Raw genomic sequence first — 25,691 nt, 5'->3', positions numbered from 1 at the left:
CGGTGGCGCGGGGCGCGCCGGGGGAGACCGCAAGGGAACGGGCCGGAAATATGACGGTCGGAGCGTGGACGGTGAAACCGTGCGGCACGTCACCTACGGTCGGCGCTCACCGCGAAAGGGCGGGCGAGCAGCTCACGGAAGCCGTTGGCGTTGATGTTCGAGTAGTGGGCGAAGACGTCGGGGCCGCCACCCTCCTGCTCGATGAAGCCGAAGCCCTTTTCCGCGTTGAACCACTTCACGGTGCCATTAGCCATTAAGAAATCTCCTTCAAGGGGCTGTCCGGAGAACGCACAGTGCGAACTCCGAGTCGCCGCGATGAGCACCCACCCGGGGAAGAGCCGGGAAACAAAAATGCGCCTGCAATACATCAGCAGGCGCACACAAAGTTCATGGGAACCACTACTGCAACTAACGTCGACTCTAGCAGGCTGCGGACCGTCGTGGCGGATTATTTCGGCCCCGGTTTCGCGGGGGGCCCGCCGGGGCGGCCGCCCGCGGCCGGGCGGGGGCGCCAACCCTCGTGGAGGGCGGGCTGGTTGGGCGTGCGGACGGACCCCGCCGGGGCCGGCGGATCCCGGGGAAAGATTTCCGCGGAGGCGGAGCGCACGCGGCGCGGCGACCGCCCCGTGAAGGAGTCGCACCACCCCCGCCGGCGCCGTCGAGGGAGCGCGAGGGAGGGCGCGCCCGGCGTTTCCGGGCTGTCCCGAACTCGTATGCGCCGGAAACTCCCGCGCTCGCGCCTTCCGGCGCATACTGGAGGGAATGACGAAATTTGCAGCAGTCCGCCGCCCCCTGCCCACCAGCCCCTTCAAGGCCCGGGTGGAGGCGCCGCGCAAGCACTTCGCCGTCGGCGACCGGGTCACCCACGACAGGTTCGGCCTCGGCCGGGCCATCGCCGTCGAAGCCGACAGCGACATCGCGGTCCTCGTCGACTTCGGCTCACGGCAGGAACGCATCACCCAGCCGTACACCGAGATGTACAAACTCTGACCCCGGGCGCCCCCGGCCTCCTCGGCCGGGGGCGCCCCCCGACTCCCAGCCGGACCCGTCCAGGGGTACCGGCCCCGGCCCCGGCCCCGGGCCTTCGGCCCCGGGCCTCGCCTTCCCGTTCCCGTTCCCGGCCCCGGTGCTCGGCTCCGGCCCCGGGTCAGCGGGCCGGCAGTTGGTGCAGCCGGTCGACGACGAACTGCGGGTTCTCCTCCGGCACCCAGCGGGTTGGCGTTCGGCACCGGGAACCGTCCGGCTCCGGCGGGGCCGGGCCGCGGCTGCCCGCCGGACTCTCCCGGTTGTCTCGAAATCGCTGTACCCGTCGGCGCGCTGGGCCCCCGTGGGCGGCGTGTGCCGTCGGCCCGGGCCGGGGTCACCGCCCGAGGACGCGTCGCAGCCAGCGGGTGCGGGCGTCGTGGGCGTCCCGGGTGAGGGCCGCGTCGGGGGCGAGGGTGTCGAAGCCGTGGCAGGCGCCGGGCCACACGTGCAGTTCGGCTTCGCCGCCCGCCTGCCAGATCGCGTCGGCGTAGGCGACGGCCTCGTCCCGGAGCGTCTCGGCGGACCCGACGTCGACGTACGCCGCCGGCAGCCGGGACAGGTCGGTGGCGCGGGCCGGGGCGGCGTACGGCGAAAGGTCGGCGGCGCCGTAGCGGCTGCCGAGTACGGCCTGCCAGGCGGTGGCGCCGGAGGTGCGGTCCCAGGTGTCGTGGCCGGCCATCTGGTGGCTGGAGAAGGTGTCACCGCGGTCGTCGAGCATCGGGCTCAGCAGCAGCTGGCCGACCGGGGCCGGGGCGCCGCGGTCGCGGGCCAGCAGGGCCAGGGCCGCGGCGAGGCCGCCACCGGCGCTCTTGCCGCCGACGACCACCCGCCGCGCGTCCACGCCCAGCACGCCCGCGTGCCCGGTGGCCCAGGCGAGTCCGGCGTAGCAGTCCTCGACGGCCCCGGGGAACCGGGTGCGCGGCGCCAGCCGGTACTCCACGGAGACGACCGCCAGCCCCAGGGGCAGCGCCCACGCGCGCAGCAGCCGGGGCAGGACCGACCACGCGTTGCCCGTCACCATCCCGCCGCCGTGCACGTAGTACAGCAACGGCAGCTCCTCGCGGACCCCGGCGGGCCGCGCGCTGACGAGCGTGACGTCGCCGCAGCCGTCGGCCCGCGGCACGCGCACCTCCGCCACCTCGAACCGGCCGCCGTCGCGCAACCGGTCGAGCGTCGGACGGGGCCGGGCGGCGGCGTCGCGCTCCTGCCACGCCGTCAGGCCCTCCGGGGTGAGCACCTGCCGCGCCCGCTCACCGGCGGCCGCCACCGCGGCCGCCACCGCGGCCCCCACCTGCGGATCCAGCGGGGGCACCCGCCGAGCCGTCGATCCGTCCCCCACCAGGGCCCCCTCTCCGAGGGCGCCCGGCAGCGCCCCGACGGGTACAGCCTGCCGGCCCCACCCGGGCCGGCCCACGGCACCCGTCACAGGGGGGTGAGGATGTCCTGGTGCGCCCCGTCGAGGACGAAGCCGTTGTCCAGCCGGACCCGGACCGTCACCCGGCTTCCCTCTTCCCGGTGCGCGGCCCACTGCGGTTCCAGCTCGGCGATCTGCGCCACCAGGCGCTCGCGGCTGGCCGTCGGCATGGTGTGCCCGTAGTCCTCGAACAGCGCGGTGAGGCGCCGGTACTCGCGCACCTCATGGCTCTCCGGGAGCTCCCCGTCCACCCGCTCGACGGTGCCCTCCGCGCCGGCTCCCAGCGAGAGGAACCCGACGACGGCCCCGGGCTCCCCGGCGACGGCCTCGCCGATCGCGAGGTCCTCGGCCAACCTGACGCGCCGGCCTTCCTTCAGGGTCATCCGTCCTCTGCCTCTTCTCTCCGTCGACCGGTACCGCCGGTACCGCCGGTACCGCACCGGCGCCGCCGGCCCGCGGCCCCCGCCATTATCCGCCGGGCAAGGGGGCCGCGGGCGCGGTGGTCAGCCGGCGGGGGGTCAGCTGAGGGTGCGCAGCGCGGCGGCGTCGTAGGGCCGCAGGTCGGCGAAGCGGCCGGAGAGGACCTTGGCGGCCCACTGCGGGTCCTGGAGGAGGGCGCGGCCGACGGCCACCAGGTCGAACTCGTCGCGCTCCAGCCGGTCGAGCAGGTCGTCGATGCCCTGGACCGGGGCGCCCTCGCCCATGAAGGCGCGGACGAAGTCGCCGTCGAGGCCGACGGAGCCGACGGTGATGGCGGGCCGGCCGGTGAGCTTCCTGGTCCAGCCGGCCAGGTTGAGGTCCGAGCCGTCGAACTCGGGGATCCAGTAGCGGCGGGTCGAGGCGTGGAAGGCGTCGACGCCGGCCTCGGCGAGCGGGGTGAGGATCGCCTCCAGCTCCTGGGGGGTCTCGGCGAGGCGGGCGTCGTAGTTCTCCGCCTTCCACTGCGAGTAGCGGAAGATCACCGGGAACTCGGGGGAGACGCGCTCGCGCACCGCGGCGACGAGCTCGGCCGTGAACTTCGTCCGGGCGACCGGGTCGCCGCCGTAGGCGTCGGTGCGGCGGTTGGTGCCCGCCCACAGGAACTGGTCGAGCAGGTAGCCGTGGGCGCCGTGCAGCTCGACGCCGTCGAAGCCGATCCGCTCGGCGGCCTCGGCGGCCTCGGCGAACGCGCCGATGACGGCGTCCAGGTCGGTGCGGGTCATCGCCCGCCCCGTGCCCTCGGTGCCGTCCAGCCGGATGCCGGAGGGGCCGACGGCGGGGGCGTCGGCGAACGGCGGGTCACCCTGCTTGCGCACCATGCCGATGTGCCAGAGCTGCGGCACGATGGTGCCGCCCGCCGCGTGGACGTCCTCGGCGACGCGGGCCCACCCGGCCAGCTGCTCCTCCCCGTGGAAGCGCGGGATGGCGTCGCTCTGGCCGGCGGACTCGTGGCCGACGTACGTCCCCTCGGTGACGATCAGGCCCACGCCCGCGGCGGCGCGGCGCGCGTAGTACGAGCGCACGTCCTCGCCGGGCACGCCGCCGGGGGAGAAGCTGCGCGTCATCGGCGCCATCACGATGCGGTTGGGCACGGTCAGCCCGTTGATCGTGACGGGGCGGGACAGGATCCCGGCCGCGCGGGAGGCGGCGGGGTCGGCGGAGGCGGCGGGCTCGGTGACGGTCATGGGGATCCTCGCGGGTACCGGTGGTGTGCGCCGGGTCGGAAAACGGTTGCCCGTGCCAACCACCTCGGCGGCCTCCGCATTTCGCCGACCGCCGCTGCCCCGCTGTGATCCGCGCCACCTGCCCGGCGGCGCCGCCGGCGCTGCCCCCGCCCCTGCCCGCCGCCACCCCCGCCGCCCTGTCAGCGCGAGCGCCTCGTCACTCGAAGCGCGCGGGATCGCCCGCGCCGCGTCGGACGATCTCCGCCGTGCCGCCGGAGAAGTCGACGACCGTCGTCGGTTCCGTCCCGCAGTCGCCGGAATCCACCACGGCGTCCAGCACGTGGTCGAGCCGCTCCTTGATCTCCCACCCCTGGGTCATCGGCTCGTCCTCGCCGGGCAGCAGCAGGGTGCTGGAGAGGAGGGGCTCGCCGAGTTCGGCGAGCAGGGCCCGTGTGACGGCGTGGTCGGGGATCCGCACGCCCACCGTCTTCTTCTTCGGGTGCATCAGCCGGCGCGGGACCTCCTTGGTGGCGGGGAGGATGAAGGTGTAGCTGCCCGGTGTCGCCGCCTTGACGGCGCGGAAGACGGCGTTGTCGATGTGGACGAACTGGCCCAGCTGGGCGAAGTCCTCGCACATCAACGTGAAGTGGTGGCGGTCGTCGAGACGCCGGATCGACCGGATCCGTTCGAGGCCCTCGTGGTTGCCCATGCGGCAGCCCAGGGCGAAACAGGAGTCGGTGGGGTATGCGATGAGGGCGCCGGAGCGGAGGCTGTCGGCCACGGTGCCGATGGTGCGGGCCTGGGGGGTCTGCGGGTGCACGTCGAAGTACTTCGCCATTGGCCGACCCTACCCGGGCGGAGCGGGGATCAGCGGGCACTGCCGAGGTTCCGGTCGCCGTCGCCGCCCTCGAGCAGGAGGGTGGTCTCCTCGATGCGGCGGAAGCGGCCGTCGGGGGCGAACTCGCCGAAGAGGTAGACCTCCATGCGGACGGTGGACCCGTCGGTCTTGACGACGGTCATGGTGTGGCGGTCGGCGTAGCGGTCGCCGGCCGCGAGTTCGTCGTGGACCTCGACGGAGCCGTCGGCGAGGACCGTGCGCAGGTGGGCGATGTGGGTGAGGAACTCGTCGCGGTCCGCCCAGCTCCCGTCGGTGCGCTGGCGGTAGTCGGGGGCGAAGTGCCGGTCGGCGGCCTCGTCCAGGTCGAGGCCGGGGGTGAGGAGCAGGTCGGTGAGGGCGGCGCGGACGTCGGTGCGGTGCATGGGGGTTCCTTCGGGTCGGTGCGGGGGATCCCGCTGCGGATCGAGCGAGATGCGTGCCTTGAGCACGCTTATGACCGTACCGGAAAAGCGTGTCCCGCGCACGCTAATCTGGAGGGGTGAACGACACGACAGGCCGCGACATCGCCGACGCCCTCGGACTCCTCCTGCGGCGCAGCACCCGCGCCCGCCTCTACACCCGCCTGACCGAAGGGCTGGGGGAGGCGGTCGACGACCTCACCTACCCGGTCCTCAGCGGCCTGGCCCGCACCGGCCCCCGCAGCGCCGCCGACCTCGGCCGCGAGATCGGCCTGGACCGCACCACCGTCACCCGCCGCGCCGACCGCCTCGAACAGGCCGGACTGCTCCGACGCCACCCGGACCCGGCCGACGCCCGCGCCACCCTGCTCACCCTCACCGACGACGGCCGCGCCGTCGTCGCCGCCACCCGGCAGCGGCTCGCCGCCGGCATCGAGGACTCCCTCGCCACCTGGCCCCAGGCCGACGCCCAGGCCTTCGCCCGCCTCCTGCGCCGCTTCGTCGACGAGGGCCCCTTCGCCGCCGGCCACGACTGACGGCCCCTCCGCTGCGGCTTGAGGGCGCCGTGTCAACCCCGCCGCACCTGACCCGATGTCACAGTCCCGTCGCCGTCATGTCCGGGCGATTGTGACGCCGATCATGCCACCGGAAGCCGTCGGCCCACCGTCATGTGGAGTGACAAAGCAGTCAGCACACAACCGTCCTCGGGGAGCCACCATGTCCGTCCGCCGCCACCGCCGCCCGCTGCTCGCCTGCGCCGTCCTCGTCGTCGGGGCAGGGCTCGCGCTGACCGCCTGCGGGCCGGACAACGCCGACTCGGCCGGCGGCCCGGCGGCCACCGCATCCGCCACGGTGGCCGTCACGCCCCCGCCCGCGGGCAACCCGGCCCCCGGTGCCCCCACCGCGAACACGCCCCCCGCCGGCGGGACTTCGCACACCGCCACCCGCCCCGCGCAGACACCGCCCGCCGCGAGCCCGTCGGCCGGCGCCCGGCCCGGCGGCGCGGGTACCGGCTCCGACGCCCGCCCGTGCGACATCCAGAACCTCGCGATCCAGGCGACGGCACGCGCCGGATCCCCGAGCCAGTGGGTGATCGAGGTGCACAACACCGGTGCGGGCGCCTGCAGCCTCAGCTCGTCGCCCGGGGTCGACCTCGGCAACTCCGCGGCCCGCGACCGGAGCAACAACCTCAAGCCGATCCTCGCCAGCGGCACGCTGCGCTTCCCGGTCGCGGCGGGCCAGAAGGCCTATGCGGTGATCGATCTCGACCCGAGCGGCGCCACCACCGGCACCGCCCCGGGCATCGACGAACTCAACGTCCTGGTCGACGACGAGGGCGACATGCCCCTCGCGAACACCCGCAACTTCCCCCTCGGCAGCGGCGTCCACGTCCTGAACCCGCAGATGGGCATCTACCGCTCCACCGTGGCCGAAGCGGTCGCCTCCATGGCGGCGGCCGGCAAGTAGCTCCCCCGCGGGTACCGGCCCGCTCCCGCCGCCCGCCCGCAGGACCGGGCGGCGGGAGCGGGCCCGGAACCGGTGAAGGCGCAGACGGACAGCAGGGCCCCGACCGGGAGGTCGGGGCCCTGCTGGGTGGGGCGGTCCAGCCGGTGGGGTCAGACGACCCCGCCGTAGTAGCCGCCGATCGTCCGGTGGTAGTCGGGGTCCGCGGTGTGCCGGTCCTTGTCGTACTCCGGCGAGTTCTTCACCTCGTCCTTCGTCCGGTTCACCCACACCGTCCGCTCGCCGGTGTCCACGCGCCGGATCGTGCCCGCCGGGAGCAGGACCTCGCGGCCGAAGATCCACGGGCCGGTGTCGACCACGATGTGCGCGGAGTCGACGTCCTCGGTGTGCCGGTCGACCTTGCCGATGTGACCGTCCTCGGCCTCGACCCGGTAGCCCGTCAGGTCCGTGCCCGGGGCGTAGCCCTCGGCGTTGCCGTAGTCCCACAGTCCACTGGTCACAACTGCCTCCTCGTCGAAGGGGTCCGTCTTCGTGGTACGGCTGTCGGCTGCCCCCGTCCCGCCGGAGCATGCATCCCACGACGGCGCTTTCCGTACGTTCCGACCGCTTCGGCGCTTTCCGTACATTCCGACCTTCCGGCCGGCCGCGCCCCGGGGCCGGGAGTGGACGCCGCTTGCCGGGGAAACCGCCGGTCAGCCACGCCGACCCCAGGAGACCCGCCGAGATGACCACGGACAGCCAGGCAGCGAACGCCCACCAAGCACCGGACGCCCACGAGCCGGCGGACGCCCACCAAGCACCGAACGTCCACCGGGCGCCGATGCAGCGGCGCCACCCCCGCCACGAGCGCCGCGGCGAGGCCCGACTGCCGGCGATGGCGGCCACCGTCGTAGCGATCCTGCTCTACCTCGCCCTGCCCGAGCCCCTGCTCGTCGGCCCGCGCTACGTCCTGCCGGCCCTCGAGGTGCTGCTCCTGATTCCGCTGGTCGCGGTGAACCCGCACCGGATGACCCGCCAGAACCGGCTGTCCAGAACCCTGTCCCTGACCCTGGTCGGCATGATCGGCGTCAGCAACCTGCTGGCCCTGGGACTGCTCGTCCACGCGCTGGTGGCCACGGACGTCAAGGACGGCGGCTCGCTGCTGATCGCCGCCTTCCAGGTCTGGGCCACCGACGTCATCGTCTTCGGTCTCGCGTTCTGGGAACTCGACCGCGGCGGCCCGGTCGTCCGCACCCAGGTGCCGCGCACCGAACTCCCGCTCGCGGACTTCCGCTTCTCCCAGGACGAGAACCACGACGCGGTGGAGGAGGTCGCCGACGGTTCCAGCCGCTCCTGCGACTGGGCCCCGACGCTGATCGACTACCTCTACGTGTCGGTGACCAACTCCACCGCGTTCAGCCCGACCGACACCATGCCGCTCTCCGCCCGGGCGAAGGTCCTCATGAGCGTGGAGAGCATCGCCGCACTCGTCACGTCCCTGCTCGTCATCGCCCGCGCGGTCAGCGCCCTGCACTGACCGGCCCGCCCCGGGGCCCGGCCGGGCCGCCCACCGCGCACCGGACCGGCTGGTGCGCGACCTGCGGCAGTGCTTCCGCAGGCTGTGCGAGAAGTGACGGGCCCCCGGCCGCCGCGGAAACCGCCGGCGAGCCGTTGGGCCGTTGGGCCGCTGCCCGGCCCCGCTACTGCGCCGACCCGCCCGTGGTGGGGGCCGGCCCGCCCTGCCCGCCGCCGAACACCTCCTTGACGAGCCGCTGCTGCGCCTTCTGGAAGGCCTGGGCCGTGGCGGCGAAGTCGAGTTCGGCGTCACCGGCGGTCAGTGAGGCGGTCAGGGTGGTGCTGCCGTCGGGCGTGCTGTACATCAGCGCCGCCCAGCCGAAGAAGCCGCCGTTGTGGTGGTAGACGGTGCCGCCGTCGGTCTCCTCCGCGAACAGCCCCAGGCCGTAACCCAGTTTGGGGTGCGCGGTGCGCATCTCGGCCAGCAGGGAGTCCGGCAGGATCCTGCCGCCCATCAGCGCGGAGAAGAACGTGTGGAGGTCCTCGGTGGTGGAGATCATGTCGCCGGCGGCCGAGATCCAGGAGACGTTGAAGCGGGTGACGTCGACGACCTTCCACTGGCCGGCGTGCTCGTACCGGTAGTAGCCGTGGGCGTGCGGCTCGGGGATCTCCGGTGAGGCGTCCGGCACCACGGTGCCCGTCAGTCCCAGCGGCTGCAGGATCAGCCGGTGCACCTCCTCGGCGAACGGACGGCCGGTGACGTTCTCGACCAGGAGCCTGGCCAGGACGTAGTTGGTGTTGGAGTAGCTCCAGTCCGTTCCCGGCTCGAACCGCGCGGGCTTGGACAGTGCCAGCCGCACCAGTTCCCGGGGCTGGTAGGTGTGGAACTGGTTGTCCACGTACTCCTGGCCCTGCCAGGGGATCCCCGGCGCGACCGTCCCGTCGTCGTAGTACTCGCCGGTGAAGTTGAACAGCCCGCTGGTGTGCTGCAGCAGCATCCGCACGGTGATCCGCCGGTCCAGCCCGAACTCGGGCAGGTAGTCGTCGGCCGGACTGTCGAGCCCGATCCTGCCGTCGGCCACCAGCCGCAGGACCGTGGTCGCGGTGAAGGTCTTGGTGGTGCTGCCGATCCGGAACCGCCCGTCGGTCGGTGGCTTGGCGCTCTCGCCCAGCTTGCGCACCCCGGCGCTGCCGGTCCACTCGCCCCGCTCGTCGTTCACGCGCAGCTGCATGCCGGCGAAACCGGACTCGACGATCTCCTCGATGGCCTTCTGCAGCTCCGGGCGGTCCTGGCCGGTGGGGGTGAGAGACATGGCTGTACTCCTTGCGGTTGCGGTTGCGGTTGCGGTTGCTGCGGTGCGCGGGTGCGGTGCGCGGGTGGGCTCGGGGAGCCGGTCCGTCAGAGGCTGCGGGCGGTGATGTCGCCGTAGGAGGTGGTGGCGCGGATGTCGAGTTCGGCGGTGCCGTCGTTCCTGAGGGCGTTGCTGATCCGGCCGTGGCCGGTGCCGGCGTCCAGGGCGGCCGACACGCCGGCGGCGGCGCCGACCGCGATGTCGCCGGACCGGGTGCGGAGTACGACGGTGCCGCCCATGGCCTCGGTGATCCGGATGTCGCCCCGGGCGGTGCTGATCTCCGAGGACCCGCCGAGCCGGCCGACCTCGACGTCGCCGTCGACCGCGGTGAGGCGGACGCTCGCGGCCTCGTCCAGCTTGATCCGGCGGTACGCGCCGTCGAAGGCGACGTCGCCGAGGCGGCCGACGCCGCGCAGTTCGGTGCCGGCCGAGCGGGCCTCGACCCGGGAGCCGGCGGGCAGCTTGACCGTCACCTCGACGGCGCCGGAAGGGCCGAGGTACTGGTTCCTCGCCGGGTTGTCGATCCGCAGGACCCCGTCGGCGTATTCGACCGTCGTCTGCTCGGCCGCCTTCACGTCGCGGCTCTTCGAGGCGTTCGCGGGCAGGACCTCGACCGCGGTGTCGGCCCGGTCCGCGGCGATGAACTGGACGCGGCCGGCGGGGATGTCCAGGACGGCGGAGATGGGGGCGGGGGTGGCGAACTTCTGCATCATCGGGCACTTCCTCTGCTGGCTGCTCGTTGTTTCCGACGTTGGAAACACTACGTTGCTTTCCAACTAGCAGCAACGAGATCTTTGCTTGAGGAAGTAATCTCTGCAGGTAGAAGCGTGGATATCATTGCAACGCGCTCGTCGTTAACGCAACGTCAGAACGACCGTTCGTTGCAATGCGGTGAAAATGAACGCTATGGTGGAGCCATCAGGCAACACCGAGCGGCACCGCGGGCACCCGTGGCGCAAGAAGAAGGGAGCCGTGATGCCGGGAGGCAGGCTCACGCAGCAGGAGCGCCAGCAGATCGCGCTGGGACTCTCCGACAACCTCGCCTACGCGGAGATCGCCAGACGCCTCGACCGCCCGACCTCCACGATCACGCGCGAGGTGATGCGCAACGGCGGCCCCGCCGGCTACCGCGCCGACCTGGCCCACCGCGCCACCCAGCAGCGCACCCGCCGCCGCACCCAGGCCGCCGCGCCCCAGGACCCGCACGCCCTCCCGCAGGTCCACGGGCGCGACCCCGAGGCCGTGCGCGACTACCAGGAGACCCTCACCACCGTCTTCATGACCTCGGGCCTGCCCAAGATGATGGCCCGGGTCCTCGGCTGCCTCTACACCACCGACACCGGCAGCCACACCGCCGCCGAACTCGCCCAGCGCCTCCAGGTCAGCCCGGCGTCCGTCTCCAAGGCGATCACGTTCCTGGAAGGCCTGGAACTCGTCCGCCGGGAACGCGACGAACGCCGCCGCGAGCGGTACGTCGTCGACGACGACCTCTGGTACCAGTCGATGATCCGCAGCGCCCGCGCCAACGACCAGTTCATCGAGACCGCACGCCAGGGCGTCGGCATCCTCGGCCGCGGCACCCCCGCCGCCACCCGCCTCGAAAACGCCGCCCGCTTCCTCGACTTCGTCAGCGAAGGGCTCCTGCGCGCCGCGGAACAGGGACGCGACGTCCTCTACGCCGGATCCGGGACGACCCCGGACACCGCCGCCACGCCGCGCGGCTGAGCGGGCCGCCGCCGGGGCGAAGGCCGTGATCGCCTCGGCGACGGCGGCCGGAGCCCCCCGGAAGCCCCCCGGAAGGACCGCCAGCCGATCCGTTCGGCCACGGCGGGGGCGGACGCCGGAAGGGCGAGGAGGACCGCGTGTGCTCCTGCAGGTGGAGGACGGGCCGTCCTGCGGGCCGACGGCGGACGGGCGGGCGCGCCGTATCGTCGGTGCCATGAGCCGAGGACTGCATCTGGACGCCTACCTGCTGGCCTTCGACACCCGGGCCCAGTCCCTGCAGGACCGCACCCGGGCCGGCTTCCTGGTGCGCGCCGCCGCCCTGGCCGAACTCGCCCACCGGGGCGCCGTCGCCGAGGACGGGGCGGGCCGGGTGCGGATCGTCTCCTCCGCCGCCACCGGGGATCCCGTGCTGGACGCGCTGCTCGCGGAACTGGGCGACCGGCCGCGCTCCTGGAAGGCGTGGATCAGGCGCAGCCGCGACGACACCCTGGAGGCCGTGGAGGAGCGCCTCGCCGTGCTGGGTGCGGTGACCATGGCCGACCGCGACCCCTACGGGCCGGTCGCGCCGCGGCGGACGGTGGCGGTGGACGATCCGCGCGAGGCCCTGGACCTCCAGGTGCGGGTGGCCGAGCTGGTGCGCGGCGGCGCCCCGGTCGCCGCGGCGCCGTTCACCGACGCCGTCCTCGCGGCGCTGGCCGCCCACGGGCACCTGCGGCTGGTGCTCTCCGGGCACGACCGCCGGGCCCACGCCGGGCGGATCGCCGCGCTCACCGACCGGCTCGCCGACCGGACCCCGGGCCTGGCCCGGGCGGTGAGCGGGCTGCACCTGACCATGGTCGCCGCCCAGGGCGGGATGGGCGGGGGCTGACCGGCCCCGGGGGCCCGCAGCCTCGGACCGAGACCGGGCCCGGGACACGGGCCGGACCGGGCGCCCGAACGGCGGCCGCAGCCGCCCCAGTCCGGTGCGGAGAAGATCCTCGGGAGGGGACCGATGAGTTCCACGCCCAGGCGCAGTCTTATCGGATGCAACGTGAAGACAGGCTTCGCAGCAACCCGTGACCGCCCGAGCGGCCCCTACCGAAGGACGAGGAAATGACCGAGCTGAACGCGGAACGCGCCCGGCAGGCGATCGTCGAACACACCCGACGCCTCGCGGAATCAGCCACCGCGGCCGGACCCGACGCCACCGTCCCGACGAACCCGGGGTGGACCGTCACCGAGCTGGTCGAGCACGTCGGCCGGAGCCAGCACTGGGTCGCGGAGATCATCGAGCGGCGCATCACCGACCCCACCCGGCTGCCGACGGAGATGGCCGTGCCCCCCGCCGACCCCCGCGAGTGGCAGGCGTGGCTGTCGGAGTCCGCCCAGCGGGTCGCGAGCGCGTGCTCCGACGACGCGCTGACCGCGCCGGTGTTCAACGCCGCGGGGGACAAGCGGCCGGGGGCGCGGTTCTGGCTGTCCAGCGCCCTCAACGAGGCGGTCGTCCACGGCTTCGACGCCGCCGCCGCGGCGGACCGGCCCGCCGACATCGACGCCGACATCGCGGCCGCGCTCATCGGCAACCACCTCGCGATGCTCACCTCCCCCACGTGGGAGATGCAGCGCTCCGAGTCCGCCCACGCCATCCGGGGCACCGGGCAGACCCTGCAGTGGCTGGCCACCGACACCGCCGAGGGAACGGGCGCCTGGTTCGTCGAACGCCGGCCCGACGGGGCGAGGTGGCAGCCCGGCACCGGGCGGGCCGACGTGACGGTCACCGGCCCGGCACGATCGCTGCTGCTGACCTTGACCCGACGGATCCCGCTCACCGCCCGCGACACCGCCGGCATCACCGTCGACGGCGACCTCGACCTCGCCCGGCACTGGCTCGACCACACCGCCCACGTCAGCGGCTGACGGCACGACACGCCAGGGCACTCCGCTCACCGGCGGCGGGCCCGTCAGCCGTCGAAGTCGGACCAGATGATCCCGACGCCCGTGCCGTGCCCGTCCCGGCCGACCAGGATGCTGTTCGCCGTGAAGTCCCAGGTGGGGAAGACCAGGGCGTTCGCGCCGCCGGCGGGGTCGACGACGACGTCGAGTACCGGGGTCCGGGAGCCGCTCTCCTGCTGCGCCCGGAACTCGGCCACGGCGTGGGCCTCGGGGGTGTCGGCCTGCGCGAAGCCCGCGGTCCGGCCGAGGGCCCCGCCGATCGCCAGGTCGTCCGGGGTGGCGGAGTAGATCGCCGAGGCGTCCTCGCCGAGCATGTTGACGTCGTCCGACGCCTCCTCCCAGTTCGCGGCCACCAACGCCTGCGGGGTGGTACCGCCGGCGACCAGCGCGACCGCGGAGACGACGGCGCCCCGCTCGTCGTCCCGGTCGTACGCCAGGTAGACGTCGTGCAGCCCGTCGGCGACCACGGAGAACGTGTAGAACTCGGCGGCGTCGAGCCCGGACACCGCGATCCCCCCGCGGCTCGACAGCCGCCCCGCCGGCGCGAACCGGCCCTGGTACCCGGGCTCCCCGTCCGGATCGCTCGCCCTCAGCACAGCCTCTACGGCTTCGATCATCGTCATGGCGGTGAGTGTGCCACCCGCCTCCGACCGGGGCAGCGCCGGCCGGGACACCCACCACCACCGGAGCGGCCACCGGCCGGAACCCCCGCGGACCCCGGTGTCCGACGCACTGCCTAGGCTGGGGCCGGCCGATGACCAAGGAGGCAGGACTGTGCGGATCGAACGTCACCAGGTGGACGGGACGCGGGTGGCGAAGGCCCTCGAGGACTTCGGGGACCGGATCGGCAGGCAGGTCCACTCCTACTCCCGCGCGGGCCTGATGACCACCACCGAGTGGCAGCTGATCGCCGACTCCTACCTCGACCACCTCGGCGCCCTGTCCACCACCCGGCCCGGTCTCGACACCCACGAGGCCAAGGTCCTCCTCAAGGACGCCACCGAGGCCGCCGTCGGCGCCGTCTCCTTCGCCGCCTACTACCCGCACGACCGCTTCCGCGTCTTCCTCGACCACCCGAACTTCGGGATGAGCTACGCCCGGGACGACGCGCTCGCCCGCGACCCCCGCCACCTGGTCACCGCCCGGGAGTGGCTCGACGCCTTCTGCCTCGCGATCGTCTCCGACACGACCTCCCCGCACGGCGAAGCCTTCTGCTGGGCCCGGCAGTTGATGCCCGACGGGCCGCCCACCCCGACCCTCGAACTCGTCGACGGCTTCGTGGCCCACTTCTTCGAGGAGGAGGTCGACTTCCCCGCCCCCGCCGAACCGCAGCCCGGCCTGCGCGCCCTGCGCGCCCTCACCGACGCGGACCGCGAGGCCTTCGACGCCGCCCTGCTCGCGCTCCTCCAGGACGGCCCGCACGGCACCACGCCCCGCAGCCTCCTGCCGCTCCTCCCGATCGCCCTCGCCGCCCTCGCGTACCGCACCTACGGCTGGACCCCGGCGGTCGACACCGACTACCTCCCGCACGCCCTGGTCACCGGATTCGAGACCCCCGGCCCCCGCGACCCGCGCCCCGACGCCGCGGCCAGCCCCGCCGCCGGACCCGCCGACCTCGACCCGCCGGGGCCGGCCCGGCTCCTCGGGCAGGACGGCCAGGCGTAGTCCGGGCGGCGGCCGGAGCGGACGCCGCCGTTCCCCGGCTGCGCGCCGAAAGGCGGGAGGGCCCGGGAGCGTAGCCTGCTCCCGGGCCCCTGTGTGCCGCCCAATTGCGCACACCGGCACGTTCAAGGGTCGCGGATCAGGTTGAAATCGACGCGTTCTGCCTTTGAACTACCGTGCCACGGAGCGGCACAGACAGGACTTGAACCTGCATTCGTCGATATTCGTCCGCACCCGGTCGATCCGGTGTTCGGCGGCGAATGCTGAGACTGGAGCGAGAGTCTGAGATTCACGGGGTCTGCCTCTGCCTGTTTGGGCTACCCCGGCGAGTGGTGCCGGGGGGAGGACTCGAACCTCCACTGTGACCCCTGGTCAGCTTCAACATCAGTGTCAGCTTTTCGCGCCGCGCGCGCCCGTCCCCGCCCGGTTCCCGGGAAGGTCCTCGGCGCGCCCGGCGCACCCGCCCGGCTCCCCGGGCGGGCGATCACGGGGCTACCGGAACAGGTAGCCGAAGACGGCGTCACCCGCCCGCTGGTCGGTGACCTCGACGGCGTTGGCCTCCTCGCGGGCGAACTTGACCGCCTGCTGGAGCTTCTCCACCCGCTCCGCGAGCTCGTTCACGCGGCGGGCCGGCAGCGCGCCGGAGAACTTGACCGTGGTCCAGTAGCCCACCGCGATGTCCTCGTAGTAGACCTCGACCTGGGCCGGGTGCTTGTCCGTGGCCTCCGCCTTGACGTGGTTGCGCGGCACCTTCTTGGTCCGGATGGTGCGCACCGGCTCCGTCTTCCAGGAGTCGGTGGACGGGTCGAGGCTCCAGGACTCGGAGGCGTCCAGCACCGGGAGCTTCTTCACGAAGGTGAACAGGTCGGTGAGCTGCTTCTCCAGGAAGAGCAGGTACGGCACCGGCACCTGGGCGAGGAGCACCTGGCCGTCCACCACCACGTCGGCCCGGGCACTGATGTTGGCCCAGTCCTTGGTGGCCGTCACGTCGAAGAGCCGGGTCAGGGTCTTCGCGGTGGACCGCAGGATGTCCTCGGCCTTCAGCTGCACGCGGGTCGACTCCGGCGGCAGCTGCTCGCCCTCCTCGTCCTTCGGCTGGTAGGCGCGGGAGATCCCGGCCAGCAGCGCGGGCTTCTGGAGGTCCTGGTGGGCCTGCGTCAGCTCCTGGAAGGACTTGGACTTGACGCCTTTTTCAACGGCGATGATCTGGTTCAGCTTTGCCACGTCCGGGACGCTATCAGTGCCGAACTGATCGGCGACACCGAATTGTCGACCGGGATTGTCGGGGACGCCTGCACCGGAGCGCTGCCGTGCCCCCGTACGAAGGAAGGGCGGGACCATGCCGGAGGGCGCGGGGGTGCGGGAGCTGTGCGACAGGACCCGTCTGGCGCTGCTGCCCTGGACCCGCGTACGCGGGCGATCCGCACGCCCGCCGCTCGGAGGCCGTGGGCGACGGCAAGTTCGGCCCGGCCGGGGGTGGCTGCGGCGTTGTCGGTCGTCACTGGCGCTCGGGGGCGATCTTTCCGGTGTTGCCGGCACCGTACTGAGTGATCTTGTCCCCGATGTGCACGCTCTTCACCTCGACCTGGAACTCCGCCTGGGGGTTCTCGATCGCGTCGTTGATCAGATCGGACAGCCGGTGGACCTCGGCGGCGTCCGGGCTCGTGACGGCGGTGTCGGACGAGCTCGACGTCTCGATGGCCAACTGGTGCAGCACGGGCGCGCGCAGTCCCTTCACCAGTCCGACCACCAGCAGGGTGAAGCCGATGACGAGTACCCAGCCGCCGAAACTCTCGCTGAAGTTCGAGATGATCAGGAAGCCGATCAGCAGGGCGACGATTCCGCCGAGGAAGTTCTTGACGGGTGTGAGCCGGTTGGGCCGGATCTCACGCAGTCGCGTGCGCGTGACGTTTCTCAGCGGGTAGGAGTCGTTGCCCACCCGGAGTACGCGATTGCTGACGCTGACGTTGACGGTGTCCTTGGTGCCGACCACTTGGCCCCCAGCCGTGAGTGGCCCCGCCGGGTGCGAGGGGTCAGCACCATAGCAGCGTCAGACGCGGCGGTCAGGGTAATCCACAAGTAAAGTGATGATCATTCATTGATATGTCCCGCGTACCTGACGTGATTTTCCCGGCGTCCGCTACCGGCTGCGCTCAAGGAGGGCGAGGGCGGTCGGGGTGGCGGTGTGCAGGGCGGTGTTGCGGTCGCGCAGGGTGGTGACGAGGCCGGCTTCGCGCAGGACGGTGGCGTGCTGGCTGGCGCCGGAGGCGGTGATGCGCAGGGCGGCCGCGAGTTCGCCGGTGGTGCAGCCGGGGCGTCGGGCGATGGTGTGCAGGACGGCGGCGCGGGTGCGACCCAGGAGGGCGGACACCGGTGCGGGGGCGCCGGAGGCGGCGGGGCGGGCCACGAGGAGGGGGCCGGTGGCGGGGTCGTAGTGGGCCGGGTAGGTGAGGACGGGCCGGGGTTCGGTGTCCGGGTCGACCAGGGGGGCCTGGGTGGCGAACACGGAGGGCACCAGCAGCAGGCCCCGGCCGCCCAGGTGGACGTCGCCCTCGATGCCGGACAGCAGGTCGACCTCCAGGACCGGCGGCCGCCAGCGGATCCGCGGCGGGTACAGCCCGTTCAACAGGCGTTCGACGCCACCGTGCAGCACCTGCCGGGCCCGCAGCGCCCGGTCGGCGGCGAGGCCGGCGCCGACCTGCGGCCAGTACGGTGCCAGCACCGTCGCGTGGACCTCCCCGAGGGCGTCGGCGAGTTGCCGCAGGAGGCCGGGATCCTCGCCGAGGCGGTGCGCCCAGGCGGGCAGGCCCTGGTGGTCGGCGATGGCGGCCAGGGAGGTGCGCAGCCGGGTCCGCGGGGTGGCGGCGACCTGTTCCAGCAGTTCGGGGATGGTGCCGCTGCCGCCCGGGCTCAGGAACGGGCGACCAGCCGTGCACGGGGGTCAGGTCGAGCACCATGCGTGCTCGCGGTGTGAGGCGGGTGCGGGTCTCGCGGCGCCACGGGCCGAAGCGCAGGTCGTGGTTGCGGTCCTGCAGGACGCGCAGGGCGATGCTCAACTCCTCGAGGGGCGGGGCGGTTTCGGCGACGCAGGTGCGTGCCAGGTCCGCGCTGGTGAAGTGGAACCGGTAGACCATCCGTTCCCCCTGCGTCCGAGACGGGGCGTCAGTTCCTGTTTCGAGCATGCCACGGATTTCGCGTGATTCGCCCTTGTTCAGCGGACGTTGAAACAGGGCGACAGGCCCGGGGCCGAAGCCGATGCTGAATGCGGGAAGACGGGCCGGACGGTTGGCGGTCCGCACCTCACCGCCCGCCCCCGGAGTGGGCCGGGCCCCAGACAGGAGTCGAGATGACCTCACGCAGCAAGGCAGTCCGGGCGATCGGCATCGCCCTCGCCGGTCTGAGCGTCCTGTGCGGCGCCACCACCGCGGCCGCCCGACCGGCACAGCCGGCATCCGTCCAGCGGTTCGAGGCGCAGGCCCTGGCCGCCGGGCTGAGCGCCGGCCAGGCCGCCTCCCTCCAGGAGAAGGTCGATTCCTACCTCGCCACCGTCGGCGGCACCCAGGTCGCCCCCAACCGGATCCGGCTCGCCGGCGCCACGGTGTACGTGGCCGCGCCCGGCGAGGCCCACCCGCGTGACCTGACCGGTGCGGCCGGGGCCGAGTACTACGACCCGTGCGCGGGCGGCGGTGCCGACTACCGGCACATGTGCGCCTACCGCGGCACCTGGTACTCGGGAGACGAAGTCGACATGTACGACTGCGCCCGCTACTACTTCAGCACGTGGTCCGGCCCCGGCTCCTGGGACAACAACCAGACCACCGGCACCGTCGCCCGCATGTACGGCGCCACCGGCGCGTGGGTCTTCTCGACCAGGCCCGCCCACAGCTCGGACCCGAACGGCAACTGGTCGCCCGTCCACAGCGTCGTCAACTGCTAGACGCGAAAGGGCGGTTCCGAAGTCGACCGGCTGCGCCGGTGCTGCTCCGGACCCGCAGGACGGTGTCCGGCATCCGCGTCGTGGCGGCCGAAGGGCCGGACACCCTCCTGGCCGCACGCTGCCGCCCGCTCCGTGCAACTCGATCGGGGCCGATCGGCGGTGCGAGGCGTTCCGGCGCATGGCCGTCGCCGGAGGCGGTTGCGCGGGCGCGCCGGGTGAGGCGAGGTGGCACGGCCGGACCGCCGCGTCGGGCCGCTCCGGCCGGTCCGGGGACGCCGCCGCCGGAGGGCGAGGTCACGGCGCCGCGGTCGCCGGGCCACGCGTCACACGGTCGGGTCTCGGCGAGCCCGGATGGCTCCGGCTGGTTGCCGGACGGCCGGGGATCGGGACAAATCGGGAGTGGGCCGGCATACCGGCCGGAGGCCGGGGCAGGCGACAGCCCGGCCGACGAAGCTACCCGAAGGCGAGTGCAGTGATGAGCAAGGTGCAGGAATCGATCGACGTGGACGTGCCGATCAGCACCGCGTACAACCAGTGGACGCAGTTCGAGGACTTCCCGAACTTCATGGACGGCGTGGAGGAGATCACCCAGATCGACGACCGGCACAACCACTGGAAGACGAAGATCGCCGGTGTCAGCCGGGAGTTCGACACCGAGATCGTCGACCAGGTCCCGGACGACCACGTCGCCTGGCGCACCACCAGCGGCGACGTGAAGCAGACCGGCATGGTGCGGTTCGAGCCCATCGACGCCACCCACACCCGCGTCATGATGGAGATGGACTTCCAGCCCGGCGGCATGGCCGAGAAGGCCGCCGACATGATGGGCATGCTCGACCGGCAGGTGAAGGGCGACCTGCGCCGCTTCAAGCACTTCATCGAGGAGCGCGGCGCCTCCACCGGCGGATACCGCGGCACCCTCTGAACCGGCTCCACCCCCGCCCCCGTCGCCACGCCGCGGCGGGGGCACCCGGCTGCCCGCCCCGCCCACCCGGAAGCAGGCGGCGCGAAGGGCCGCCGCGCGTACGAGGTGTCGGACCGGCCGTCGTCGCCGAGCCTGCCGCGGCCCCGTCCAGGCCCGCGTCGGGTACAGGCAGGATCGACTCCAGGACCCAGGGCTACGGGGCTCCAGGGGGCCAGGACCCAGGGCTCCAGGGCGCCGTCGGGCAGGCGTGGTCGATCGTCAGCGGGCCGTCCGGAACCGCCGGCGGCCCGGGGACAGCACGATCCTGGTCCAGCGTTGCAGGCGGGTGCCTTCGGGGTGCCGGCGGGCCTGGGGGAGCAGTTCGTCGTAGTGGGGGTCGCCAGGGACGATCCGGTCCCAGCCGTCGTAGTAGCTCCCGTCCTCGGTCCGCCCGCCGTACCGCCGGCGGATCGTGACACCGTCCAGGGCAAGGGTGGGGTGTCCGGTGACGTGGTACGAGTCGTCGGGGCTGTGGGTCACGGTGCCACGGTAGCGGCCGGTGCACCCCGGGCGCCCGGGGCAGGGGTCGTCCAGGCGGTCCGCTCCGCCGGAACCCCGCCACACCGAGCCGGCGACGTCCGGCTGGTGGGGAACCGGAACCGGTGGGGGACCGGAACGCGTGAACGCTGACGGGCCCGAGCCCGTGAAACCGCCCCGCAACCGAACGGCACCGTCGCCCTTCGCGCTTCGCGGCCCCTCCCCGAGGCCCCGTGCCGGAACCGGGTCCGGGGAGCGCGCCGGTAGCTGCTTGCGGTCGTCCCGTGTCCCGGCCAGCCCGGCAGGCGGTCACGGCTCCGGACGCCCGGCTTCCGGCCCCCGGCCGCAACCGACCGCCAGGGTAGGTGTCCAGTGCGCGCCGCAGGAGCGACACCCCGCCACCGAAGGCGCCGCCGCGCACCTCACTGCCCGCCGGACCACCACCGAAACCGACTGCCCGAGAGGACCCCACACCCGATGTCCCTATGGCCCTCGATCATCGCCGTGCTCGGCACCCTCGCCGGCGCCCTGACCGCCGGGCTCCTCCAGCAGCGTTCGGCCCGTACCGCGCGCGCCGAGGAACGCGCCGACAGCCACCGCCAGGACCAGCTCGACGCCGTCACCGGCTTCGCGGCCGCCCTCGACGCGCACCGCTCGGCCATGTTCCACCGGGAGCGCCTGGCGCTGGCCGGGGCGGACACCGAGCGCCAACTGGAGGCCCAGACGACGTCCCACGACACCCGGGCGGCAGTCACCGCGCCCCACATCCGCCTCCAGGTCCTGGTGCCCGAACTGGCCGGCCCCGCCCAGCAGGCCGCAGATGCCACGTACGCGCTGCGCAAGGCCGTCGACCGGACCGACCTGGACGCCAGGCGGCATGCAGCCAGGGAAGCATCCGTCGCCCTCATCGCCGCGGCCGCCACCCTGCCGGCCCCGACGACCGTTGGCTGAGCGGCCCATCGACCCGGCCCCGCCGTCCTGGCACCGCCTGGCACGGTCCGGCGGATCCGCGCCCGCCAGGCTCACCCGTTCGAGTGATGCCGGCAACTGCCGCCCGTACAGCCACCGGTGACACCATGGCACCTCATGGACTACCAGCAGTGCACGGACCACCTCTGCGAGCTGTACCGGCTCCCGCGGACGGAGCGTGACGCGCGGCGCGAGAACCTGCCCGCGCTGCTGGCGGCGATCGGCCGCCCGCAGGACGGGCTGCGCGGGGCGATGGTGGTCGGCACCAACGGCAAGGGCTCCACCGCCGCCTTCGCCGTCGCGGCGCTGTCCGCGTCGGGGCAGCGGGTGGGCAGCATGCCGAGCCCGCACCTGCAGGAGGCGCGCGAGCGGGTCCGGGTCGCCGGACGGCCGGTCAGCCGGGCCGAGTTCGCGGCAGCCTTCACCGAGGTGACGGCGGCGATCGAGGAGCACCACCTGCCGCTGTCCGCCGCCGGCATGTGCACCGCGGTCGCCGCCGCCCACTTCCGGCGGGCCGGCGTCACCCACGTCGTGGCCGAGGCATCCATCGGCGGGCGCAGGGCCGCCGTCCGGGCCCTGGACCTCGACGTCAAGGTGATCACCGGCGTCGGACTCGACCACACCGACCTGCTCGGCGGCACCTTGGCCCAGGTCGCCAAAGCCAAGGCCGGCGCGGTGCGCGACGGCGACCACGTCGTACTCGGCCGCCTGCACCCCCAGGCCCAGACGGCAGTCGAAGAAGTCCTGGCCGACCGCACCGGCCTGACGCTCTGGCAACTCGACCGGCACATCCACTGCACCGCCCGCCCCGACGGCGCGGCCGGCGCCACCGTGCTCGACGTCGCGACGCCGCGCGGCGAACACCGCGCCCTGCCCTGCCCCCTGCCCGGCCCCCACCAGCACCACAACCTCGCCCTCGGCCTCGCCACCGCGGCCGCACTCGCCGAACGCGGCCACGCCCGCACCCCGACGGACGACCTCCTACGCCCGGCACTGGCCGCCACCCGCTGGCCCGGCCGGCTCGAACTCCTCACCGACGCCCGGCTGGACGGCTGGCACGGCCGGGTCCTCCTGGACGGGGCCCACAACCCGCAGGGCATGGCCACCGTGCTGCCCGAGATCGAACGCATCGCCGGAGCGACCCGCAGCCCCCGCACCCCGCCGACCGCCGTCGTCTTCGCCGCGAGGCACGGCAAGGACGTGCCCGCAATGCTCGCCGTGCTGCCCGAACCGTGGCCGCTGGTCCTCACCCGCACCGGCTCACCCGACGCCGGCGATCCCGCCACGCTGCACACCCGACTGCCCCCCGCCCGGCGCGCGGGCACCGTCACCGCCCCCGACACCGCCACCGCGCTGCGCCGGGCAGCCGGCCTGGTGGGCCCCGGCGGCCTGGTCGTGGTGCTGGGATCGCTGCGGCTGGTGGGCGAGTGCCGTACCGCGCTCGGCTTGCCCCCGGCCTGAACCGTGGGCCCAGCTCCGCCCAGACCCGCCCCGCCCAGCCCAGCCCCGCCCACCGCGCCGCCGGCACCGGGCTGCGTGTGCCGTGCCGCCCGGGCCCCCGCTACCCGGCCGCCGCGCCCTCCGCGACGACCTTCTGCGCGTCGGCGACGTGCCGGCTGACGCCCTGTGCGAACGTCGCCAGCTCCGCCGGGTGCGCCGCGATGTACTGCCGGTCGTAGGTGGCCTGGACGGCGACCGCGATCCCCATGAAGTTGGTGGACCGCTTGCAGGCGTCATCGGCGGCCGCGGTGGCGAGCTCGGCCGGGGAGTGGTCCGCGGACGCTCCGGCGCCCTGCGTCCGGTCGCGCCAGCGCGGGTCCATGTAGGCGTCCGCCGGGGTGGCGTAGGCGAAGCCGTGGTCCTTCATGCAGCTGCTCCACTGCCGGTCGGCGGCCACGACGCGAGGATCCGCCAGGGGCTCCTTCGGCCCGCCGCCGGGCAGGGCGGAGGAGTCGGAGCTCAGCAGCACCGCTCCGCCGACCGCGTCCAGGCCCTCCTGGAGGCAGCCGCCCTTGGGGACGGCCCGGCCCTGGAAGTCCGTGACGGGGGTGCCGGCCGCGTCCCGACCGGTGAGCACCTGCATGGTGGCGGTGGAGGCCGGCTGCCCGGTGCCCGTGGCCACGACGGCGTCGTAGCCGGTGGTCGCGACGCGGTCGGGCGCGAAGTACCCGTAGAGCCGGGACCGGACGTCCCGGTCGGCGGGCTCGGCCCGCTCCGGGTCGGGACCGGGAGGCTCCGTGATGCCCAGCCGTCGCAGGCAGCGGGCACTCGTCAGGTAGGCGGCCCGTTCCACGGTCCGGGTCTGTGCCGCGGTGGGGAGGTAGACGTCGATCGGGCGCACCACCTGGCCGACGCCGGTGATGGTGAGGATCTCGCCCAGCTGCGGGGGAGCCGAGCGGGTGCCGCCGGTGCCGCAGCCCGCGAGGGCCGTCAGCAGGACGAGCGTCAGGGCCGAGGTCGTGGAGCGCTTCATTTCCGTCCTCCGGGAGCGGGCGCGGCGGAGCGGCACCCGCCACGGGCGACCGAAGGTCGGTGGCGGGTGCCGGATTCACGGGCCGGTGGGGCCGGGGATCACGTCCAGTTCGGGTTGTCGATCTCCAGCGCGTAGGTGATCACGCCGCCGAGGTAGCCGGTGGACTGGCCGGGCTTCAGCTTGATGACGCCGCTGGAGTTGTAGAAGGCGGCCCAGTTCCACGCGGTCGACTCGTAGGTGACGTGGTCGATCTGGCCGATCCCGAACAGGCTGCTGGTGTTCTTGTAGCCGATGGAGCCCGCGGCGCAGTAGTTGCCGTTGCCGCTGGTGGTGACCGTGAGCCCGTTCGTCGGGCAGCCCACTGCGCCGATGGCGTTCGCCGGTGCCGCCACGGCCATCCCGGCCAGGGCGAGGCCGGCGGTGGCGGTGAGGGTGAGGAGCTTCCTGCCGATCTGCATGGGGAATCCTTCGATCGATGTTCGGGATGTCGAGGCGCCGGGCTGATTGCGGCCCGTTGAGAGAATCGCCGTCGGGCGCAACGGCGGCGCGAGCTGCGGGGCCGGAGCCGGGCAGGCGCGAAACCACCCGAAGTTGCACGGAACATGACATGTTTACGGCCGTCGGCTGCCGGCCCACTGGGGGAGAGGGGGGACCGAATTGCGCTTCACTCGTCGCCCGGTCGTGGTCGGGCCGGTCGTGGTCGGGGCGGTCGCCGTCGGGCCGGGCGCGGCCGGCGCTGGTTGGTGCGGATGCGGCGAAGGGGCCCGGTGCGCGTGGTGCGCACCGGGCCCCTCGGCTCGGGTTCCCGTTCGGCCCGGGACTCGGCTTGCGGCGTCCGTGGTGGGTCGTGGGGAGGGTGGGTCGACCGGTGGATCGGTGGATCGGTGGGTCGACCGGTGGGTCGGCGGGGTGTGCCGGTCCGGTCAGTAGTTGTGGTGGATCTGCCAGTAGGCCCAGGCCTGGTTGGGGCTGCCGTAGCGGCTGTTCATGTAGTCGTAGGCCCACTTGATCTGGGTGGCCGCGTTGGTCTTCCAGTCGGCGCCGGCGGAGGCCATCTTGTTGCCCGGCAGGGCCTGGCCGAGGCCGTAGGCGCCGGAGGAGGGGTTGGTCGCGGTGACGTTCCAGCCGCTCTCGTGGGAGATGATCTGGTTGAAGGAGGCGAGCTGGCCGGCGGGGACGATGCTCGCGGCCAGCTGCTGCGGCGTGGTGGCCGAGGCGGCGGTCGGGACGACGGCGGCGCCGATCGCGGCGATGCCGAGGGCGCTGGTGAGCAGGGCGGCGGACTTGCGCATGCGGGTGGGGATCACGGGCATGGGGGAGTTCGACCTCAATCGTGGGGGCGCCTGGCCCGCGGCTCGGCGGGCCCCGAGGGGCCGGCGGGCGGGAGTCGGCGCCGGGGCGGTCACGAATGGTGACTGCCTGGCGGGAGTTGCGGCAGCGGTGGGATCCGCCGCCGCAGCTGGCGACTGAGCCATTGTTAGCGGGGGCGGGGCCGGGTTCCAAGGGGTGCCTGCTACGACGCGCCGTCGTAGCCGGGTGGGGTGCACGTGCTCGTCGGAGGCGGTTCGTTGTCCGTCGATCTGGGGTTCAAACCTCACCAAACACGGACTTTTGGTCCAATTCGCACCGGTTTGATCTGCGAAAACGGCGGAGGACCGGCCGAAGGCGGGGGAGTGCGGCGGTGGCGCCGCCCGGTCGGGCGAACGCGGCTCGGGGGGCCGGGGAGCGACCTACTAGGAAGGGTAGGGGGCGCGTGGGGCGCGTGATGACCGTCACGGGCCACCCCCGTCCGGCGCCCGCCGAAAGGCGATCCAGCTCACATCGCGGTGACTTTCCGTAACGATCGATGGCGCCGACGACGGG

The 25,691-nt window shown here is 73.5% G+C and carries 28 protein-coding genes and 1 pseudogene; 12 read left to right on the top strand and 17 right to left on the bottom strand.

What is annotated here, in order from left to right:
* Positions 1-128: 128 nt before the first annotated feature.
* Positions 129-254 (bottom strand): annotated as a pseudogene (locus IF30_RS45785) (cold-shock protein); the annotation flags it as partial.
* Between the two features lie 508 nt (positions 255-762).
* Between IF30_RS45785 and IF30_RS0131425 the strand changes: the two are divergent.
* Positions 763-990: a hypothetical protein gene (locus tag IF30_RS0131425; RefSeq protein WP_030244786.1), complete on the top strand. Its 228-nt coding sequence runs from the start codon at positions 763-765 to the stop codon at positions 988-990.
* A gap of 370 nt (positions 991-1,360) precedes the next feature.
* On the opposite strand, the gene IF30_RS0131420 is transcribed toward IF30_RS0131425, so the two are convergent.
* The 5 genes from IF30_RS0131420 to IF30_RS0131400 all read right to left on the bottom strand — a co-directional run bounded on the left by IF30_RS0131420 (position 1,361) and on the right by IF30_RS0131400 (position 5,343).
* Entirely contained in the window at positions 1,361-2,365 is a 1,005-nt protein-coding gene (locus IF30_RS0131420; RefSeq protein ID WP_234322918.1) for an alpha/beta hydrolase, read from the bottom strand.
* 83 nt (positions 2,366-2,448) lie between these two features.
* The gene (locus tag IF30_RS0131415) at positions 2,449-2,823 is read right to left on the bottom strand and encodes a hypothetical protein (protein ID WP_030244783.1); all 375 of its coding nucleotides are present in this window, start codon (positions 2,821-2,823) and stop codon (positions 2,449-2,451) included.
* Between the two features lie 135 nt (positions 2,824-2,958).
* Entirely contained in the window at positions 2,959-4,104 is a 1,146-nt protein-coding gene (locus tag IF30_RS0131410) for an NADH:flavin oxidoreductase (RefSeq protein ID WP_030244782.1), read from the bottom strand.
* Positions 4,105-4,300: 196 nt separating this feature from the next.
* Positions 4,301-4,921, bottom strand: a complete 621-nt coding sequence (locus tag IF30_RS0131405; protein ID WP_030244779.1) for an L-threonylcarbamoyladenylate synthase — start codon at positions 4,919-4,921, stop codon at positions 4,301-4,303.
* Between the two features lie 29 nt (positions 4,922-4,950).
* Positions 4,951-5,343 carry a nuclear transport factor 2 family protein gene (locus IF30_RS0131400; protein ID WP_030244778.1) on the bottom strand — a complete coding sequence of 131 codons (393 nt, stop codon included), beginning with the start codon at positions 5,341-5,343 and terminating at the stop codon, positions 4,951-4,953.
* Positions 5,344-5,459: 116 nt separating this feature from the next.
* Here IF30_RS0131400 and IF30_RS0131395 point away from each other — a divergent pair, with 116 nt between their 5' ends.
* Both IF30_RS0131395 and IF30_RS0131390 read left to right on the top strand, forming a co-directional pair.
* Positions 5,460-5,915 (top strand): MarR family winged helix-turn-helix transcriptional regulator, encoded by a 456-nt coding sequence (locus IF30_RS0131395; protein ID WP_030244776.1) that lies wholly within the window; start codon positions 5,460-5,462, stop codon positions 5,913-5,915.
* A gap of 181 nt (positions 5,916-6,096) precedes the next feature.
* Positions 6,097-6,846: a DUF4232 domain-containing protein gene (locus tag IF30_RS0131390; protein ID WP_030244775.1), complete on the top strand. Its 750-nt coding sequence runs from the start codon at positions 6,097-6,099 to the stop codon at positions 6,844-6,846.
* A 149-nt stretch (positions 6,847-6,995) separates the two neighbouring features.
* Here the strand turns inward: IF30_RS0131390 and IF30_RS0131385 are convergent, their stop codons facing one another.
* Positions 6,996-7,343, bottom strand: a complete 348-nt coding sequence (locus IF30_RS0131385) for a hypothetical protein (protein ID WP_030244773.1) — start codon at positions 7,341-7,343, stop codon at positions 6,996-6,998.
* Positions 7,344-7,567: 224 nt separating this feature from the next.
* Here IF30_RS0131385 and IF30_RS0131380 point away from each other — a divergent pair, with 224 nt between their 5' ends.
* Positions 7,568-8,359: a hypothetical protein gene (locus tag IF30_RS0131380; RefSeq protein WP_234322917.1), complete on the top strand. Its 792-nt coding sequence runs from the start codon at positions 7,568-7,570 to the stop codon at positions 8,357-8,359.
* 163 nt (positions 8,360-8,522) lie between these two features.
* On the opposite strand, the gene IF30_RS0131375 is transcribed toward IF30_RS0131380, so the two are convergent.
* Both IF30_RS0131375 and IF30_RS0131370 read right to left on the bottom strand, forming a co-directional pair.
* Positions 8,523-9,650: a serine hydrolase domain-containing protein gene (locus IF30_RS0131375; RefSeq protein WP_030244770.1), complete on the bottom strand. Its 1,128-nt coding sequence runs from the start codon at positions 9,648-9,650 to the stop codon at positions 8,523-8,525.
* 86 nt (positions 9,651-9,736) lie between these two features.
* A complete protein-coding gene (locus IF30_RS0131370; protein WP_030244768.1) occupies positions 9,737-10,399 on the bottom strand; it encodes a DUF4097 family beta strand repeat-containing protein in 663 nt (220 codons plus the stop codon).
* 265 nt (positions 10,400-10,664) lie between these two features.
* On the opposite strand from IF30_RS0131370, the gene IF30_RS0131365 reads away from it, so the two are divergent.
* The 3 genes from IF30_RS0131365 (at position 10,665) to IF30_RS0131355 (ending at position 13,310) form a co-directional block, all read left to right on the top strand.
* Positions 10,665-11,414 (top strand): GbsR/MarR family transcriptional regulator, encoded by a 750-nt coding sequence (locus tag IF30_RS0131365; RefSeq protein WP_030244765.1) that lies wholly within the window; start codon positions 10,665-10,667, stop codon positions 11,412-11,414.
* 214 nt (positions 11,415-11,628) lie between these two features.
* On the top strand, positions 11,629-12,282 hold the full coding sequence (locus tag IF30_RS0131360) for a GOLPH3/VPS74 family protein (protein ID WP_030244764.1): 654 nt from the start codon (positions 11,629-11,631) through the stop codon (positions 12,280-12,282).
* A 224-nt stretch (positions 12,283-12,506) separates the two neighbouring features.
* Positions 12,507-13,310 carry a maleylpyruvate isomerase family mycothiol-dependent enzyme gene (locus IF30_RS0131355; RefSeq protein WP_030244762.1) on the top strand — a complete coding sequence of 268 codons (804 nt, stop codon included), beginning with the start codon at positions 12,507-12,509 and terminating at the stop codon, positions 13,308-13,310.
* Between the two features lie 44 nt (positions 13,311-13,354).
* Here IF30_RS0131355 and IF30_RS0131350 read toward each other — a convergent pair whose 3' ends face one another.
* The gene (locus IF30_RS0131350) at positions 13,355-13,969 is read right to left on the bottom strand and encodes a hypothetical protein (protein WP_030244761.1); all 615 of its coding nucleotides are present in this window, start codon (positions 13,967-13,969) and stop codon (positions 13,355-13,357) included.
* Positions 13,970-14,120: 151 nt separating this feature from the next.
* Between IF30_RS0131350 and IF30_RS0131345 the strand changes: the two genes are divergently transcribed.
* On the top strand, positions 14,121-15,011 hold the full coding sequence (locus IF30_RS0131345; RefSeq protein WP_030244759.1) for an Imm49 family immunity protein: 891 nt from the start codon (positions 14,121-14,123) through the stop codon (positions 15,009-15,011).
* A 489-nt stretch (positions 15,012-15,500) separates the two neighbouring features.
* Here the strand turns inward: IF30_RS0131345 and IF30_RS0131340 are convergent, their stop codons facing one another.
* The 3 genes from IF30_RS0131340 to IF30_RS42255 form a co-directional block, all read right to left on the bottom strand.
* Entirely contained in the window at positions 15,501-16,232 is a 732-nt protein-coding gene (locus IF30_RS0131340; RefSeq protein ID WP_030244757.1) for a hypothetical protein, read from the bottom strand.
* A gap of 274 nt (positions 16,233-16,506) precedes the next feature.
* Complete coding sequence (locus tag IF30_RS0131335) at positions 16,507-17,001, bottom strand: DUF6232 family protein (RefSeq protein WP_030244756.1); 495 nt, start codon at positions 16,999-17,001, stop codon at positions 16,507-16,509.
* Positions 17,002-17,148: 147 nt separating this feature from the next.
* A complete protein-coding gene (locus IF30_RS42255) occupies positions 17,149-17,814 on the bottom strand; it encodes an ArsR/SmtB family transcription factor (RefSeq protein WP_234322920.1) in 666 nt (221 codons plus the stop codon).
* A gap of 540 nt (positions 17,815-18,354) precedes the next feature.
* On the opposite strand from IF30_RS42255, the gene IF30_RS0131325 reads away from it, so the two are divergent.
* Complete coding sequence (locus IF30_RS0131325) at positions 18,355-18,945, top strand: hypothetical protein (protein ID WP_030244754.1); 591 nt, start codon at positions 18,355-18,357, stop codon at positions 18,943-18,945.
* Positions 18,946-19,420: 475 nt separating this feature from the next.
* Complete coding sequence (locus IF30_RS0131320) at positions 19,421-19,870, top strand: SRPBCC family protein (RefSeq protein WP_030244753.1); 450 nt, start codon at positions 19,421-19,423, stop codon at positions 19,868-19,870.
* Between the two features lie 258 nt (positions 19,871-20,128).
* Here IF30_RS0131320 and IF30_RS0131315 read toward each other — a convergent pair whose 3' ends face one another.
* Entirely contained in the window at positions 20,129-20,389 is a 261-nt protein-coding gene (locus tag IF30_RS0131315; RefSeq protein WP_158835619.1) for a hypothetical protein, read from the bottom strand.
* 474 nt (positions 20,390-20,863) lie between these two features.
* Between IF30_RS0131315 and IF30_RS0131310 the strand changes: the two genes are divergently transcribed.
* Both IF30_RS0131310 and IF30_RS0131305 read left to right on the top strand, forming a co-directional pair.
* Positions 20,864-21,337, top strand: coding sequence for a hypothetical protein (locus IF30_RS0131310; RefSeq protein WP_030244749.1), 474 nt, complete (start codon positions 20,864-20,866; stop codon positions 21,335-21,337).
* A 135-nt stretch (positions 21,338-21,472) separates the two neighbouring features.
* Entirely contained in the window at positions 21,473-22,816 is a 1,344-nt protein-coding gene (locus IF30_RS0131305; protein ID WP_030244747.1) for a bifunctional folylpolyglutamate synthase/dihydrofolate synthase, read from the top strand.
* Positions 22,817-22,916: 100 nt separating this feature from the next.
* On the opposite strand, the gene IF30_RS0131300 is transcribed toward IF30_RS0131305, so the two are convergent.
* The 3 genes from IF30_RS0131300 to IF30_RS0131290 form a co-directional block, all read right to left on the bottom strand.
* Positions 22,917-23,828: a hypothetical protein gene (locus tag IF30_RS0131300; protein ID WP_030244745.1), complete on the bottom strand. Its 912-nt coding sequence runs from the start codon at positions 23,826-23,828 to the stop codon at positions 22,917-22,919.
* A 98-nt stretch (positions 23,829-23,926) separates the two neighbouring features.
* A complete protein-coding gene (locus tag IF30_RS0131295; RefSeq protein WP_030244743.1) occupies positions 23,927-24,286 on the bottom strand; it encodes a hypothetical protein in 360 nt (119 codons plus the stop codon).
* A gap of 465 nt (positions 24,287-24,751) precedes the next feature.
* Positions 24,752-25,141 carry a transglycosylase SLT domain-containing protein gene (locus IF30_RS0131290; protein WP_030244742.1) on the bottom strand — a complete coding sequence of 130 codons (390 nt, stop codon included), beginning with the start codon at positions 25,139-25,141 and terminating at the stop codon, positions 24,752-24,754.
* Positions 25,142-25,691: the final 550 nt, after the last annotated feature.

Source organism: Streptomyces sp. NRRL S-350 (assembly GCF_000719705.1).
In the GTDB taxonomy this organism is placed as follows: domain Bacteria; phylum Actinomycetota; class Actinomycetes; order Streptomycetales; family Streptomycetaceae; genus Kitasatospora.
This window is presented reverse-complemented; position numbering and strand designations above follow the sequence as displayed.

Coding starts and splice junctions, on each gene's coding strand:
- IF30_RS0131425 (WP_030244786.1), top strand. CDS start 763: ATGACGAAATTTGCAGCAGTCCGCCGCCCCCTGCCCACCAGCCCCTTC.
- IF30_RS0131415 (WP_030244783.1), bottom strand. CDS start 2,823: ATGACCCTGAAGGAAGGCCGGCGCGTCAGGTTGGCCGAGGACCTCGCG.
- IF30_RS0131410 (WP_030244782.1), bottom strand. CDS start 4,104: ATGACCGTCACCGAGCCCGCCGCCTCCGCCGACCCCGCCGCCTCCCGC.
- IF30_RS0131405 (WP_030244779.1), bottom strand. CDS start 4,921: ATGGCGAAGTACTTCGACGTGCACCCGCAGACCCCCCAGGCCCGCACC.
- IF30_RS0131400 (WP_030244778.1), bottom strand. CDS start 5,343: ATGCACCGCACCGACGTCCGCGCCGCCCTCACCGACCTGCTCCTCACC.
- IF30_RS0131390 (WP_030244775.1), top strand. CDS start 6,097: ATGTCCGTCCGCCGCCACCGCCGCCCGCTGCTCGCCTGCGCCGTCCTC.
- IF30_RS0131380 (WP_234322917.1), top strand. CDS start 7,568: ATGACCACGGACAGCCAGGCAGCGAACGCCCACCAAGCACCGGACGCC.
- IF30_RS0131375 (WP_030244770.1), bottom strand. CDS start 9,650: ATGTCTCTCACCCCCACCGGCCAGGACCGCCCGGAGCTGCAGAAGGCC.
- IF30_RS0131370 (WP_030244768.1), bottom strand. CDS start 10,399: ATGCAGAAGTTCGCCACCCCCGCCCCCATCTCCGCCGTCCTGGACATC.
- IF30_RS0131365 (WP_030244765.1), top strand. CDS start 10,665: ATGCCGGGAGGCAGGCTCACGCAGCAGGAGCGCCAGCAGATCGCGCTG.
- IF30_RS0131360 (WP_030244764.1), top strand. CDS start 11,629: ATGAGCCGAGGACTGCATCTGGACGCCTACCTGCTGGCCTTCGACACC.
- IF30_RS0131355 (WP_030244762.1), top strand. CDS start 12,507: ATGACCGAGCTGAACGCGGAACGCGCCCGGCAGGCGATCGTCGAACAC.
- IF30_RS0131350 (WP_030244761.1), bottom strand. CDS start 13,969: ATGACGATGATCGAAGCCGTAGAGGCTGTGCTGAGGGCGAGCGATCCG.
- IF30_RS0131325 (WP_030244754.1), top strand. CDS start 18,355: ATGACCTCACGCAGCAAGGCAGTCCGGGCGATCGGCATCGCCCTCGCC.
- IF30_RS0131320 (WP_030244753.1), top strand. CDS start 19,421: ATGAGCAAGGTGCAGGAATCGATCGACGTGGACGTGCCGATCAGCACC.
- IF30_RS0131310 (WP_030244749.1), top strand. CDS start 20,864: ATGTCCCTATGGCCCTCGATCATCGCCGTGCTCGGCACCCTCGCCGGC.
- IF30_RS0131305 (WP_030244747.1), top strand. CDS start 21,473: ATGGACTACCAGCAGTGCACGGACCACCTCTGCGAGCTGTACCGGCTC.
- IF30_RS0131300 (WP_030244745.1), bottom strand. CDS start 23,828: ATGAAGCGCTCCACGACCTCGGCCCTGACGCTCGTCCTGCTGACGGCC.
- IF30_RS0131295 (WP_030244743.1), bottom strand. CDS start 24,286: ATGCAGATCGGCAGGAAGCTCCTCACCCTCACCGCCACCGCCGGCCTC.
- IF30_RS0131290 (WP_030244742.1), bottom strand. CDS start 25,141: ATGCCCGTGATCCCCACCCGCATGCGCAAGTCCGCCGCCCTGCTCACC.